Source organism: Nostocoides sp. HKS02, assembly GCF_009707485.1.
Taxonomy (GTDB): domain Bacteria; phylum Actinomycetota; class Actinomycetes; order Actinomycetales; family Dermatophilaceae; genus Pedococcus.
On sequence record NZ_CP046121.1, the window covers coordinates 2,327,919 to 2,342,184 of the forward strand.

Consider the following 14,266-nt stretch of genomic DNA (forward strand, 5'->3'; position numbering starts at 1 on the left):
GCAAGGGGCTCAACCAGTGGAACTTCGCGAGGACGACGCGCTGCGCGCCACCCTCGCCGCCGTGGCCCCGGGTACCGAGCTGCGTGACGGCCTCGAGCGGATCCTGCGTGGGCGCACTGGCGCGCTCATCGTGCTCGGCCACGACCGCACCGTCGAGAGCCTGTCCACCGGCGGCTTCCCGCTCGACGTCGAGTTCTCGGCGACCCGGCTGCGCGAGCTCGCCAAGATGGACGGCGGCATCGTCCTCGACCGCGAGGCCTCACGGATCCTGCGGGCGGCCACCCAGCTCGTGCCAGACCCGTCCATCGAGACCAGTGAGTCGGGCACCCGCCACCGCACCGCAGAGCGGGTGGCCAAACAGACCGGTTACCCCGTCATCTCGGTGAGCCAGTCGATGCGCATCGTGGCCATCTACGTCGACGGTCGGCGCTACGTCCTCGAGGACTCCAGCGCGATCCTGTCGCGGGCAAACCAGGCCCTGCAGACCCTCGAGCGCTACAAGTCGCGTCTCGACGAGGTCACCGGCACCCTCTCAGCCCTCGAGATCGAGGACCTCGTGACGGTGCGTGACGTCGCCAGCGTCCTCCAGCGCCTCGAGATGGTGCGCCGCATCAGTGACGAGATCTCCGGCTACGTCGTCGAGCTCGGGGTCGACGGGCGCCTGCTGACCCTCCAGCTCGAGGAGCTCACCGGCGGCCTGGGCAACGACCGCGAGCTCGTGATCCGCGACTACCTCCCGCTGGCCAAGGTCAGCCTGAGCGTCGAGCAGGCCATGGCCGCGCTCGAGGAGCTCACCTCCACCGAGCTGCTCGACCTCTCCGCTGGGGCCAAGGCCGTCGGGTTCACCATCGGCGGCGACGCGCTCGACTCCGCGGTGAGCCCGTGCGGTTACCGCCTGCTCACCAAGGTGCCCCGGCTCCCCGGCGCCATCGTCGACCGCCTCGTCGAGCACTTCGGCAGCCTCCAGAAGCTGCTCGCCGCCAACCTCGAGGAGCTCATGGACGTCGACGGCGTCGGCGAGGGTCGCGCCCGGGCCGTCCGCGAGGGCCTGTCGCGCCTCGCCGAGTCGAGCATCCTCGAACGCTACGTGTGATCACGGCGCCGACCCCGGCGGCGCCGACGCCGACGGCGCTGCACGACCGGGTGCTGGAGTGGTATGCCGGTCACGCCCGGGACCTGCCGTGGCGCAGACCGGACGCCTCGCCGTGGGGAATCTTCGTCTCCGAGGTCATGCTCCAGCAGACGCCGGTCGCGCGCGTCGAGCCCGTCTGGCGTGAGTGGATGGCGCGCTGGCCCACCCCGGCTGACCTGGCCGCCGCACCTCCGGGCGAGGCGGTGCGCGCCTGGGGACGGCTGGGTTACCCGCGCCGCGCCCTGCGGCTGCACGCCGCAGCCGGGGCGATGACCAGCCGTCACCACGGGCGGGTCCCCGACACCGAAGCCGCGCTGCTCACCCTGCCGGGGGTGGGCGCCTACACCGCCGCCGCAGTGGCGACGTTTGCCTTCGGCGTGCGCACCACCGTCGTCGACACCAATGTGCGCCGCGTGCTCGCGAGGGTGGTCACCGGTGCGCAGTATCCCGCCGTCTCACCGACCAGGTCCGAGCTCGCCATGGCGCAGGAGCTGGTGCCGGACGACCCACCCCTGGCCTCGAGGTGGAGCGTCGCGGTCATGGAGCTCGGCGCCCTGGTCTGCACGGCACGCAGTCCGCGGTGTGCGGACTGTCCCGTCGCGCAGCTGTGCGCCTGGCGCGCGGCCGGCCACCCGGCATACACCGGGCCACCCCGGCGCGGGCAGGCCTGGCACGGCACCGACCGCATGGTCCGTGGCGCGCTGCTCGCTGTCCTTCGGGCGAGTGACGAGCCCGTCGACGAGGTGGCCCTGCAGGACGTGGCCGCTGCCGCGGGGCAACGCGAGCGCTGCCTCGACTCGCTGGTGGCCGACGGGCTCGTGGAGCCGTTGTCGCACGGCAGGTACCGCCTGCCGGGGGGTCCGGAGGCGACCTGATGCACCCGCCCGAGCCCCCGCCCAGCCCGGGCCCCCAGCCGGGGCGCGGCCGCCGCACGGCCTCGGCCGTGCGTCGGGGAGCGGCGCGAACCGGGCGGGTCGTCGGTCGCGGTGCGGTGACCGGAGCACGACTCGCAGGCCGGGGCGGGCGGGCCGGCGCGCGCCGGGCTCGGGCCTACACGCACTCCGCTGGCGCCGGCGAGAGTGGGCTGGCCCGCCTGGTCGAGCTGCACTTCGTCAACAGCGTCGGGGACGCAGCGCTCACGGTGAGCCTGGCGGGCACGATCTTCGCGATCCCGACCGACGAGGCACGCGGGCAGGTGGCGCAGTTCCTGCTCTTGACGATGGCGCCATTCGCCCTGCTGGCGCCGTTGATCGGCCCGTTGCTCGACCGCTTCCGCCACGGCCGGAGATGGGCGATCGGCACCACCGTGGCGCTGCGCGCCTTCCTCTGCTGGGTGCTCGCGGGCGCGGTCGCCGACCACTCGGCCTGGCTTGTTCCCAGCAGCCTTGGGATGCCTGGTCGCGTCCAAGGCCTATGGCGTCACCCGCACGGCGGCGGTGCCTCGCCTGCTGCCGCCGGGGTTCAGTCTCGTCAACGCGAACTCGCGCAGCGCCCTCGCGGGCGTGGCGGGCATGGCCATCGGCGGCGGCCTGGCGGGGGCCGTGGCCAGGATCGGGCCCGAGTGGTCATTGCGGCTCGCGTTCGCCATCTACGTCGTCGGAACGGTCCTCGCCATCCGGCTCCCCGGCCGGGTCGACTCCAACGCCGGTGAACGCCACCTCGACGACACCGCACCACTAGCGCCACCGGGCGGCGGCGGCGCGGCGTCCCCCGTGCGGCGCTGGCGCGACCGGATCGCCGCACTGCCCAACGCCGTGCTCGTGTCGCAGTGCTGCGCCGTCGGCGCGCGGCTGCTCACCGGCTTCCTCACCCTCTTCATGGCGTTCCTCATGCGCGAGCACCCCATCCCCGGCTACAGCGGCACGCTGGTGCTCGCCCTCGTCGTGGGTGCCGCGGGTGCTGGCAACGCCTTGGGCACGGTGTTGGGCAATGCCCTGCGTCGCCGCCGTCCCGACGTCATCATCTCGGTCGCGCTGCTGTGCGACGTCGTGGCCGCCTGCGCCACCGCGGCCCTCTACTCCCTGGGCACCCTGCTGGTGCTCGGGCTCGTCGCCGGGTTGTCCGCGCAGCTGGTCACGCTCGGCACCCAGGCAGTGGTGCAGCGTGACATCGTCGAGGCGGTTCGCACTCGGGTGTTCGCCTGGTCCGAGACCCTGCTCCAGACGGCGTGGGTGGTCGGTGGCGCGATCGGCATCTCGCTGCCGCTGGTGCCCCGTCTGGGGTTCGGGGTGATCGGCGGGTTGCTGCTGTTGGTGCTGCTGGCCTCCGTGCGCATCCGGGTGGCCGGGCGGCGCCGTGCGCGCGCCCACGCCCGCTAGCCCCACCCACCGAGCCGCGCCGGCCGAGCCGCCGGCCGCGCTGGCCGAGCTGGCCGAGCCGCGCCGCGCCGAGCGCTGGTCGTCAGAGCGTGCGCAGCATCCGGGTGTTGCCCAAGGTGTTGGGCTTGACGCGCTCGAGGTCGAGGAACTCGGCCACGCCCTCGTCGTAGGACCGCACGAGCTCGGCATACACCTCGGGCTCGACGGCCTGCCCCTCGATCGGCGCAAACCCGTGGCGGGTGAAGAACTCGACCTCGAACGTCAGGCAGAACAGCCGGCTGACCCCGAGCGTGCGGGCGTCGTCCATGAGCGCGGTCAGCAGCGCGGACCCGACACCGCGGCCGTGGGCGGCAGCGTCGACGGCCAGGGTGCGGATCTCGGCCAGGTCCTCCCACATGACGTGCAGGGCCCCGCACCCGACCACGACTCCGTCGAGCTCGGCGACGCGGAACTGCTGCACCGCCTCGTAGTAGGTCACCGCGTCCTTGGACACGAGCACGCGCGCCGCGGCCAGCGGCTGGACCAGCTGCCGGATCGCGCGCACGTCCGTGGTCCGGGCCGACCGGACCAGCAGCTCCCCCCTCAGCCAAGCCGCCCGTCCTTGATGTCGGCGAAGACCCGCGAGGCGCCGGGCGAGAGCAGCACCACGGACTGACCCGCGCGATCGGCCGGCGTGCCCGGGACGACCGTGCTGCGGAACTGGTTGGGGAAGGTCCGGAACGCCATCGACGACAGCGTGAGGACCTGCTCCGCACTCAGGCTGCTCTGGACGTACGGGCTGAACCGGGTGAGGTAGACCGGGATGGCACGTGGTCCCGCGGCGCGCGCCATGGCGGCAGCGGCCCGGATGATGAGCCCCTGGTTGGCCGAGCGCCCGAAGTCACCGCCTGCCACGGTGTGCCGGGCCCGGGCGAAGTTGAGCGCGCGGAACCCGTTGAGCAGGTTGGCTCCCTTGGTGACGAGGTTGTCGCCCAGGGTGCCCTTGACCGTGATGGGCGCGTTGAACCGCAGCCCACCGATGGCGTCCACCGAGGACTGGAACCCGCTGAACCCGGTCAACACGTACCCCTCGACCGGCACGCCACTCAGCGAGGTCACGGTCTCCTGGAGCTTCGCGGGGCCACCGAGTGAGAGCGCCGAGTTGATCTTGCCGACGCCACCGATCGCGAGCGGCACCCACGAGTCGCGCGGGATACCGACGACGCCACCGGCCCCGTGGCCGTTGAACGCGACGATGTGCAGGCTGTCACCGCGGGCGCGGCCCGGGTCCTCCCGGGCCGGGCGTCGGAGCCGACGACGAGCACCCGCCGCACCCCGGTCGGGGTGGGGGCGACGTGCATCGACGGCCACCAGCCGCCCACAATCCGCCAGTGCGGGGCCTTGACCAGCAAGGTGACGTCCTTGCCCATGGTGACCACGGCGACCGGGGTCTTCTGCCACCTGCCGACGCTGCCGACCGTGTCGACCTGGCCGGTCAGCGGCTTGCGAGCCAGCAGCGGCTTGACCACCCCGGGGCTGGCCGCAACACTGCCGCCGCGGTACAGCGCCTTGATGACCGCGAGCAGGTCCGGTGGGAGCCCCTTGCCCGTGACGCTCGGCGCGGTCGCCGACGGGGCGGGTGTGGTGGGGCGTGCTGGGGTCTTGGTCTTGGTGCTGCTCGAGCACCCCGCCGCCACGATGGGCGCAGCGAGGAGTCCGCTCAGCAGGGGTCGTCGGGGCAGCTTCGGCAGATCCACGGCCCCTAGAGTACGTGCCCCGGTCAGACAGGTATGCCGCGCGGTCACCCGCGCGGCATACCTGTCTGTGTGGTGCGGCGTCAGTCGCTGCTGTCGCCCACGGTCTCGATCACGGGGAGCTCGATGCTGCCCGGGTGGGGAGTACCCACGAAGGTGAACACCGCGGCCTTGCCCTCGCCCTCGGCGTTGACGAGCACCAGCTCGCCAGCCTTGAGCTCGCCGTAGAGGATCTTCTCCGAGAGCACGTCCTCGATCTCGCGCTGGATGGTCCGACGCAGCGGACGGGCGCCCAGCACGGGGTCGTAGCCCTTCTTGGCCAGGACGTTCTTGGCCTCGACGGTGAGCTCGATGCCCATGTCCTTGTCCTTGAGCCGCTTGTCGAGCTTGGCGATCTCGAGGTCGACGATCTGGACGATCTCGTCCTGCGTGAGCTGCGGGAAGACGATCGTGTCGTCGACCCGGTTGAGGAACTCGGGACGGAAGTGCTGCTTGAGCTCGTCGACGACCTTGTTCTTCATGCGGTCGTAGTCGCTGCGGGTGTCGGGCCCGGCGGTGAAGCCGAGCGAGCCCTTGGAGATGTCCCGCGTGCCGAGGTTGGTCGTCATGATGATGACGGTGTTCTTGAAGTCGACCATCCGGCCCTGGGAGTCGGTGAGGCGGCCGTCCTCGAGCACCTGCAACAGGGTGTTGAAGATGTCGGGGTGGGCCTTCTCCACCTCGTCGAAGAGCACCACGGAGAACGGCTTGCGGCGGACCTTCTCGGTGAGCTGGCCGCCCTCTTCGTAGCCGACGTAGCCGGGGGGCGAGCCGAACAGCCGCGAGACGGTGTGCTTCTCGGAGTACTCGGACATGTCGAGCTGGATCAGGCTGTCCTGGTCGCCGAAGAGGAACTCCGCGAGCGTCTTGGCCAGCTCGGTCTTACCGACGCCGGTCGGGCCGGCGAAGATGAACGAGCCACCGGGCCGGCGCGGGTCCTTCAGCCCGGCACGAGTGCGGCGGATCGCCTGGGCGAGCGCCTTGATGGCGTCGTCCATGCCGACGATGCGCTTGTGCAGCTCGTCCTCCATGTGGAGCAGCCGGCTGGACTCCTCCTCGGTGAGCTTGAAGACCGGGATGCCGGTGCTGGCGGCGAGGACCTCGGCGATGAGCTCCTCATCGACCTCGGCCACGACGTCCATGTCGCCGGACTTCCATTGCGACTCGCGCTCGGCCTTCTGCGCGAGCAGCTTCTTCTCGTTGTCGCGCAGGTGGGCGGCCTTCTCGAAGTCCTGGCCGTCGATGGCCGACTCCTTCTCCAGGCGCACCGCGGCGATCTTCTCGTCGAACTCACGCAGGTCCGGCGGAGCGGTCATGCGCCGGATGCGCAACCGCGCGCCCGCCTCGTCGATGAGGTCGATGGCCTTGTCGGGCAGGAACCGGTCGTTGATGTAGCGGTCGGCCAGGTTGGCCGCGCTCACCAGCGCACCGTCGGTGATGGACACCCGGTGGTGCGCCTCGTACCGGTCACGCAGACCCTTGAGGATCTCGATCGCGTGGCTGAGGGTCGGCTCGGCGACCTGGATCGGCTGGAACCGGCGCTCGAGGGCTGAGTCCTTCTCGATGTGCTTGCGGTACTCGTCGAGGGTCGTCGCACCAATGGTCTGCAGCTCGCCACGGGCCAGCATGGGCTTGAGGATGCTGGCGGCGTCGATCGCGCCCTCGGCGGCACCCGCACCCACCAGGGTGTGGATCTCGTCGATGAACAGGATGATGTCGCCGCGGGTGCGGATCTCCTTGAGGACCTTCTTCAGGCGCTCCTCGAAGTCGCCCCGGTACCGGCTGCCCGCCACGAGCGCCCCGAGGTCGAGCGTGTAGAGCTGCTTGTCCTTGAGGGTCTCGGGCACCTCACCCTTGACGATGTCCTGGGCCAGGCCCTCGACGACCGCCGTCTTGCCGACACCGGGCTCGCCGATGAGGACCGGGTTGTTCTTCGTGCGGCGGGACAGCACCTGCATGACCCGCTCGATCTCTTTCTCACGTCCGATGACCGGGTCGAGCTTGCCCTCACGGGCGGCCTGGGTGAGGTTGCGACCGAACTGGTCGAGGACCAGCGACCCGGCGGGAGTGCCCTCCTGCTGGACGCCGGCACCGACACCCGCGGTCTGGCCCTCCTTGCCCTGGTAGCCAGAGATGAGCTGGATGACCTGCTGGCGCACTCGGTTGAGGTCGGCACCCAGCTTCACGAGGACCTGGGCGGCGACGCCCTCGCCCTCGCGGATCAGGCCGAGCAGGATGTGCTCGGTGCCGATGTAGTTGTGGCCGAGCTGCAGCGCCTCGCGCAGGCTCAGCTCGAGGACCTTCTTCGCGCGGGGCGTGAAGGGGATGTGGCCGCTGGGCGCCTGCTGGCCCTGGCCGATGATTTCCTGGACCTGCTCGCGGACTGACTCCAACGAGATGCCGAGGCTCTCGAGAGCCTTGGAGGCGACGCCTTCACCTTCGTGGATGAGGCCGAGCAGGATGTGCTCTGTCCCGATGTAGTTGTGGTTGAGCATGCGCGCTTCCTCCTGCGCAAGCACGACCACCCGACGGGCTCGGTCGGTGAACCGCTCAAACATCTCTTCTGCTCCTGCCTATCGAGATCACCTCGATGCTATCCGTGCTGGCTGACCGCGGCGTACGCCTTTCGCCGACCGATACTCGATCGGGACGAACGGACGCGGTCGTCGGCAGTCGCCGTCGGCCAGTCACCGTGCGCAACGCGGGGGGCGCGCACCCTGTTCCCGGACCTGAGCGCGGTCGGCTCATGTTCGCCGTGGGCGGACGGCATACGGTCACGCCGCGGGACCCTTCTTGCGGACCTCGTCGACGCGCGCCATGGCCTCGCGCAGCTCGCCGAGCCAGGTGTCGGACTTCTCGCCCACGAGCTTGACGCACCACGCGAGCGCATCCGCGCGGGAGCGGGCGACCCCGGCGTCGACCAAGGTGTCGAGGACCCGGCGCTCCGGCTGGCGCAGGCGGGTCATGACCGGGGCGGCGAGGTGGGTGAAGAGGTGCTCATGCTCGCCCACCTTCACGGCCCAGGACACCTTCCGGCCGCTGAGGTGCTCGAGCTCGCGGGCGATCTCGATGCGGCGGTCGCGGGTCTCCTCGCGGAAGGTCTTGGCTCGGCCACGCGCCGCGAGCGCCCGCTCGGTGTCGTCGGCATCCTCGGCCAGGTCGGGCGCTGCGAGGGTGCCCGTGATGATGAGCTCGTCGCGGTCACGACTGACCTCGACGGGGCCGGTGAACCAGTCTTCAGGGAGGCGGCCGGCCAGCCACGCCTCTGCTGTTGTTCGTGCTGTCATGTAATCATGATTACTTACTGCCATGGCTCGCGCCAGAGTCGTCCGCTCACGGCGAAACGGGGCCGTCTCAGCGCAGGTCGTTGATCCGCTTGGCCTTGCCGAGCGAGCGCTCGAGGCGGTGCGGCTCGAGCACCTCGACCCGCACGGTGACGCCGATCCGGTCTTTGACCCGGCGTTCGAGCCTGCGACCGAGCTCGGGGCCGTCGGTGGCCGCCGCCCCCTCGGCACGCTCCACCTGCACGGTGAGCTCGTCGAGGCGGCCGGGCCGGGTGAGGACGCAGAGGTAGTGCGGGCTCAGCCCCTCGATGGCGAGCAGCTGCTCCTCGATCTGCGAGGGGAACACGTTGACGCCCCGGACGATCATCATGTCGTCGGTGCGCCCGGTCACCTTGGCCATCCGCCGGAACTGCGGGTATGCCGTGCCCGGCAGCAAGGTGGTGAGGTCCCGGGTGCGATACCGCACCACCGGCATGGCCTGCTTGGTCAGGGACGTGAACACCAGCTCGCCCTCCTGCCCGTCGGGCAGCACCTCCCCGGTGATCGGGTCCACCACCTCGGGGTAGAAGTGGTCCTCCCAGACGTGCAGCCCGTCCTGGGTCTCGCCGGACTCCTGGCTCACCCCGGGCCCCATCACCTCGGACAACCCGTAGATGTCGACCGCCCTGAGGTTGCTGCGCCGTTGGACCTCCGCGCGCATCTGTTCGGTCCACGGCTCGGCCCCGAAGATCCCGATCTCGAGCGAGGTCTCCTTGGGGTCGACACCCTGGGCCTCCATCTGGTCGAGGATCGACAGGAAGTACGAAGGGGTCACCATGATGATCCGCGGCCCGAAGTCGAGGATGAGCTGCACCTGTCGTTCGGTCATGCCCCCGCTGATCGGGACCACGGTGCAGCCGAGGCGCTCGGCTCCGTAGTGCGCCCCCAACCCGCCGGTGAACAGGCCGTAGCCGTAGACCACGTGGAGCAGGTCGCCCGGCCTGCCCCCGGCTGCCTCGATGGACCGCGCCATCACCTCGGCCCAGGTGTCGATGTCGTCCCTGGTGTAGCCCACGACGGTGGGCCTGCCCGTCGTGCCGCTGGACGCGTGGATCCGAGCCACCTGCTCGCGGGGCACCGCGAACATCCCGAAGGGGTAGTTCGCCCGCAGGTCGGCCTTGGCCGTGAACGGGAAGCGCGCGAGGTCGCCCAGGTCCCGCAGGTCATCCGGCCGGACCCCGGCCTCGTCGAACGCTCGCCGGTAGTGCGGCACGTTGTCGTACGCGTGCCCCAGGCTCCATCGCAACCGCTCCAGCTGGAGGGCGCGCAGGTCTTCGACAGTGGAGACGACGCTGGCCATGACCCCAATCTAGGACCGAGGGTGAGGCGAAGGATCGTGCAGCCCGGTCAGGGTCCTGACCCTGACAACCCTTCACGCTGACGCGCTCACCGGGCATCCGGGCCGTCGGCAGGGCCTGAGCCGACCTCGCCAGCCGCGGCCACCCAGGATCTGGCCCACCTCCACCGCGGTCGTGCACGGGGAGAGCGCGACATCAGGCCAGAACACCCGGGTGGTGACCTGCGCGGTCGTCAGGAGCTGGCGGTCGCGACGACCGTCGCGGACGCGATCGCTCCATCGCTCGTGCCCCAGACGCCCGTCGACCTCGACGATCAGCCCGAACTCCTCGTAGCTGGTGTCGTGGTAGCGCCGTTGCCCTTCGTCCGACGGCCCCTGCCGCACGCCTCGGGGCAGCCCGTGCGCAGACTCGACATCGCGGATATACAGGAGCTCTGCACCGCTCTGGCCGCCTTCGTCAACGTCCGCCAGAGCGGCGTTCAGCAGACGACGATGTCGGTGGCGAGCCCGCGCGGCCAGCTCTCCACGCAGCTCCCCGACGGTGACAGCCTCGCGTTGGACGCTTCGAGCCACGACCGCGAGCGCATCGGTGGCCTGGCTCTGGTCAGCCAGGTCGAGCACCGTTGCCGCGACCGTGGTGCGCCACGGATAGGCGCGATCATCCACGAGCCGGTCGAAGTGGCGCGATCGCGTGACGGTCACTCCCTCGGGTGCGGTGACGTACCGCGACGCCGGGACGACGAGCTCGACCGTCGTGGGCGGCCGCGACTCCAGCCCCCAGAGGTATGCCGCGCTGGAGCCACGCAGCGCGGCATCCGCTGCCTGCGCGGTCGAGAGGACGCGCAACAAGGCCGCCACACCCCGCACCAGCCAGTCGGCCCGGCCGGGCTTGGTGAGGTAGACGCCATCGTGGATCCGCACCCAGCGACCGGAGCTGACCCGCCACGCGATGAGCTCGTCGCCGGCGCCGGCCCGAAGGCACTGCGCGCGACTGAGCAGGTCGGCCTGGCTCTCGGCCGCACGCCGCAGCTCCCCCCAGTTGATCGGCATACCCCATGGTGCCTAGCCCCCGACCCCCGAGGCCGACGTCATCCACAGGGGCCCGCGCCAAGGATCGTGCAGGTGTTCAGGGTCTGGACCCTGAACACCCTGCACGATGGCTCAGAGTCAGCCACTGCCGCCGTCAGCGACGCCGTTGGCAGCGCCCGCACCAGAAGAGGTTGCGCCCGGCCACCACCTGGGTGCGGATCCTGGACCCGCACACCAAGCAGTGCTCGCCGTTGCGCTTGTAGACGTAGGACATCCGCTCGTCGAGACGCTCCTGGGTGCCCGCCGCCACGGCCGCCCGCACCTGCTCGACCTGATCCTCGACCGTGACGATCTTGCCCGTCGCGACGCCCAGCGGCAGCAGCTCCACCAGGTCGAGCCAGATGGCGTCCCAGGTCGTACGCCGCAGCTCGCGACCGGGGCGAAAGGGATCCACCCGCTGCCGGAACAGCACCTCGCTGCGATAGACGTTGCCGATCCCCGCCAGCACCGCCTGGTCCATGAGCAGCTCGGCGATGGGCTTGCCGCTGCGCGAGATCTTGCGCCAGGCGAGCTCCGGGTCGGGCTCGGGGCGCAGCGGGTCAGGGCCCAGCCGCGAGGTGACCGCCTCGACCTGTTCCGGGGTGATCACCGCGCAGAGGTTCGGCCCGCGCAGGTCCGCGACGTGCTCGGCGGTGGCGAGGCGCAGCCGCACCTGCCCCACGACGGGCATCTCGCCGGCATACGGGCGGTCGTCGATGGTGAAGGTGCCGATCAGGCCGAGGTGGACGTGCAGCCACGCATCACCCTCGAACTCGGCGAACAGGTGCTTGCCCCACGAGGTCGCGTGGACGAAGGTGCGGCCCGAGAGCAGGGCGGCGCCCGCGGCGAACTTGCCTTGGGGGCTGCTCGCCGTGGGCGCGGTGCCCCGGTATGCCGCGTCGAGGTCGCGGGCGAGCGCGAAAAGGGTGTGGCCTTCGGGCATGGGCCCATCATGGGTCACGTGGCAGCGATCGGGGCGCTGCGCCGCAGGGAAGGGCGCCTGGGTGGATGGGTGCCAGTCGATGGGTGCCAGTCGATCGGTGTCACTTGACCATGGTCGAACATATGTTCGATCATGGTCAAGTGACACCGGACGTAACGGCGCTCGCCACACGCCTGAACGAGATGCAGCGCACCGTCGTGCGCGAGCCCGTCAGGCTGGCGCCCGCGCTGGAGAACGTCCTGCCCGGCGGCCTGGTTGCCGGCTCCACCTACGCGGTCCAGGAGTCGACGAGTCTGGCGCTGTCCCTGCTCGCCAGCGCGTCGAGCGACGGGCAGTGGGCGGCAGTCGTCGGCCTCCCCGACCTGGGCGCCGAGGCAGCCGCTGCGCTGGGGATCGACCTGTCCCGCACGGTCATGGTCCCGACGCCGGGCGACGAGTGGCCGATGGTCGTCGCGACCCTGGTCGAGGTGCTGCCCCTGGTCGTGCTGCGGCCCTCGTCGGGCGTCCAGGCGGGTCAGGTGTCCAGGCTGGCCGGGCGGTTGCGCCACCGCGGCGCGGTACTCGTGGTGCTGCTTCGCCGAGGTGAGCAGTGGCCCCGCGCCACGGCGCGCCTCGAGGTCGAGGCGACCAGCTGGCAGGGTCTGGACGCGGGCGTGGGTCACCTGCGCCACCGCCGCCTCACGGTGACCGTCCGAGCCAGGGACGGCAGGGCGCAGACCTCGTCGCTGTGGTTCGCCGATGGTGCACTCCGCCAGGCTCCCCCGAGGTCCACGTCACCGACCTCCAGCTCGCCACGTCCCGACCGGACTCCCGGGCCAGCTGATGCAGACCCGGGCGACGCCGTCACCCAAGGCGCACAAGACCGCACGCAGCATGATCCTGTGGTGTCCGGACTGGCCGGTCCGAGCCATCCGGCACACCAGCGTGGGCGCCGCCTTCCCCGAACGCACGCCGCTCGCACTGCTTGCCGCTGGCGCGGTGTATGCGTGTTCGGCCGCGGCCCGCAAGGAGGGCGTGCGCCGCGAGATGCGGTTGCGCGACGCCCAGTCCCGGTGCCCGGACCTGGTCACCTTCGACTACGACGCCGGGCTGGACCTGCGGGCGTTCGAGCCGGTCCTGGCCGCCGTCGAGGAGATCAGCCCGGGGGTGCAGCTGATCCGCCCGGGCACCTGTGCGCTGCGGGTCGACGGGTCCTCGCGCTACTTCCGCAGCGAGGAGGCGGTGGCGGCCGTCGTGGCCGAGCGGCTGGTCGAGCTCGGCGTCCCGGACTGCAGGTTCGGCATCGCTGACAGCACGTTCACCGCTGAGCAGGCGGCCCGGCGCGCCTTGCCCCAGGACTGCGTGGTGGTCGAGCCGGGCGGGTCAGCCGAGTTCCTCAGCCCCCTGCCGGTCAGCGTGCTCGACCGCCCCGAGCTCGTCAGCGTGCTGCGCCGACTCGGGCTGCGCACGCTCGGTGCGTTCGCTGCCCTGCCGCACCGCGACGTGCTGAACCGGTTCGGCGACGACGGCGCCCGAGCGCACCAGCTGGCCGGCGGCACCGACGATCGCCCCTTCGTCCCGCGCCGCCCACCTCAGGACCACGAGTGCGCGGTCAGCTTCGAGCCCGCCCTGGAGCAGATCGACCCGATCGCCTTCAGCATGCGACAGGGGGTCGACGAGTTCGTCGCCCGGCTGACCTCGCGCCACCTGGTCTGCACGAGCATCTGGATCGAGGTGCACACCGACCGCGGGGACACCACGGCACAGCAGTGGACCCATCCGCACTGGTTCACCGCTGCCGACGTCATCGACCGGTTGCGGTGGCAACTTGCCGCCGACGGGGTGGACGCCCCCGTCGTCCAGGTCAGGATCATCCCCGAAACCCTTGCGCCGCAAGGCGATTTCGACGAGGGGCTGTGGGGTGGCGGCTCCGACCTGCGCATCGAGCGGGCCATCTCCAAGGTGCAGGCAGCCCTCGGGCGCGAGTCGGTGGTCACCGCGGTCTGCGGCGGCGGCCGCACCCCCGTCGAGCGCCAGACCATGGTCCCCTGGGGCGACCTGCCGACTCCGACCCGATCCGCCACCCAGCCCTGGCCGGGCAGCCTGCCACCGCCGGCTCCGGCCACGGTGTTCCAGCAGCCCAGGCCGGCGTGCGTCGTCGATGCCTTCGACCGCCCCGTCGACGTCACCGACCGTGGCGCGTTGACGGCGGCCCCGCATCGGTTCGCCGTGGGCGATCCCGGCGCCACGGAGCCGCTCGAGCTGCGTCCGGTCGACGCCTGGGCCGGACCATGGCTCATCGAGTCACGGTGGTGGGACCCCCAGAGCGCACGCCGCGGGGCCTGGTTCCAGCTGGTCGACCCGGCCGGCCACGCCTGGCTGCTCGGGCTCGACGGCGGCGTGTGGTGGGCAGAGGCCCGCTATGACTGATCCG

At 71.2% G+C, this 14,266-nt stretch carries 11 protein-coding genes; 4 read left to right on the top strand and 7 right to left on the bottom strand.

The window, feature by feature from the left end:
• The first annotated feature begins 16 nt into the window (after positions 1-16).
• The 3 genes from disA to GKE56_RS11205 all read left to right on the top strand — a co-directional run bounded on the left by disA (position 17) and on the right by GKE56_RS11205 (position 3,450).
• Complete coding sequence (disA, locus tag GKE56_RS11195) at positions 17-1,093, top strand: DNA integrity scanning diadenylate cyclase DisA (protein WP_230208912.1); 1,077 nt, start codon at positions 17-19, stop codon at positions 1,091-1,093.
• A complete protein-coding gene (locus GKE56_RS11200) occupies positions 1,093-2,007 on the top strand; it encodes an A/G-specific adenine glycosylase (protein ID WP_304650417.1) in 915 nt (304 codons plus the stop codon). Before disA ends, GKE56_RS11200 begins: the two co-directional genes overlap by 1 nt.
• A 495-nt stretch (positions 2,008-2,502) precedes the next feature.
• Positions 2,503-3,450: a hypothetical protein gene (locus GKE56_RS11205; RefSeq protein ID WP_195908085.1), complete on the top strand. Its 948-nt coding sequence runs from the start codon at positions 2,503-2,505 to the stop codon at positions 3,448-3,450.
• Positions 3,451-3,532: 82 nt separating this feature from the next.
• Here GKE56_RS11205 and GKE56_RS11210 read toward each other — a convergent pair whose 3' ends face one another.
• From GKE56_RS11210 to GKE56_RS11240, 7 genes are all read right to left on the bottom strand, one after another.
• Entirely contained in the window at positions 3,533-3,985 is a 453-nt protein-coding gene (locus GKE56_RS11210; RefSeq protein ID WP_230209320.1) for an amino-acid N-acetyltransferase, read from the bottom strand.
• A 47-nt stretch (positions 3,986-4,032) separates the two neighbouring features.
• Entirely contained in the window at positions 4,033-4,800 is a 768-nt protein-coding gene (locus tag GKE56_RS16910; RefSeq protein ID WP_195908086.1) for an LCP family protein, read from the bottom strand.
• Positions 4,801-5,266: 466 nt separating this feature from the next.
• Positions 5,267-7,780, bottom strand: coding sequence for an ATP-dependent Clp protease ATP-binding subunit (locus GKE56_RS11220; RefSeq protein WP_154684614.1), 2,514 nt, complete (start codon positions 7,778-7,780; stop codon positions 5,267-5,269).
• Positions 7,781-7,996: 216 nt separating this feature from the next.
• On the bottom strand, positions 7,997-8,509 hold the full coding sequence (locus tag GKE56_RS11225; protein ID WP_154684615.1) for a hypothetical protein: 513 nt from the start codon (positions 8,507-8,509) through the stop codon (positions 7,997-7,999).
• A gap of 67 nt (positions 8,510-8,576) precedes the next feature.
• A complete protein-coding gene (paaK, locus tag GKE56_RS11230; RefSeq protein WP_154684616.1) occupies positions 8,577-9,845 on the bottom strand; it encodes a phenylacetate--CoA ligase PaaK in 1,269 nt (422 codons plus the stop codon).
• 72 nt (positions 9,846-9,917) lie between these two features.
• Positions 9,918-10,892 (bottom strand): type IV toxin-antitoxin system AbiEi family antitoxin domain-containing protein, encoded by a 975-nt coding sequence (locus GKE56_RS11235; RefSeq protein WP_154684617.1) that lies wholly within the window; start codon positions 10,890-10,892, stop codon positions 9,918-9,920.
• 133 nt (positions 10,893-11,025) lie between these two features.
• A complete protein-coding gene (locus GKE56_RS11240; protein ID WP_154684618.1) occupies positions 11,026-11,853 on the bottom strand; it encodes an Fpg/Nei family DNA glycosylase in 828 nt (275 codons plus the stop codon).
• Positions 11,854-12,675: 822 nt separating this feature from the next.
• Between GKE56_RS11240 and GKE56_RS11245 the strand changes: the two genes are divergently transcribed.
• The gene (locus GKE56_RS11245; protein WP_154684619.1) at positions 12,676-14,262 is read left to right on the top strand and encodes a DNA polymerase Y family protein; all 1,587 of its coding nucleotides are present in this window, start codon (positions 12,676-12,678) and stop codon (positions 14,260-14,262) included.
• The last annotated feature ends 4 nt before the right edge of the window (positions 14,263-14,266 follow it).

What these genes read in the sequence shown, in the direction of transcription:
- GKE56_RS11245 (WP_154684619.1), top strand. Translation starts at nt 12,676, where the DNA reads ATGCAGACCCGGGCGACGCCGTCACCCAAGGCGCACAAGACCGCACGC.
- GKE56_RS11240 (WP_154684618.1), bottom strand. Translation starts at nt 11,853, where the DNA reads ATGCCCGAAGGCCACACCCTTTTCGCGCTCGCCCGCGACCTCGACGCG.
- paaK (WP_154684616.1), bottom strand. Translation starts at nt 9,845, where the DNA reads ATGGCCAGCGTCGTCTCCACTGTCGAAGACCTGCGCGCCCTCCAGCTG.
- GKE56_RS11235 (WP_154684617.1), bottom strand. Translation starts at nt 10,892, where the DNA reads ATGCCGATCAACTGGGGGGAGCTGCGGCGTGCGGCCGAGAGCCAGGCC.
- GKE56_RS11220 (WP_154684614.1), bottom strand. Translation starts at nt 7,780, where the DNA reads ATGTTTGAGCGGTTCACCGACCGAGCCCGTCGGGTGGTCGTGCTTGCG.
- GKE56_RS11225 (WP_154684615.1), bottom strand. Translation starts at nt 8,509, where the DNA reads ATGACAGCACGAACAACAGCAGAGGCGTGGCTGGCCGGCCGCCTCCCT.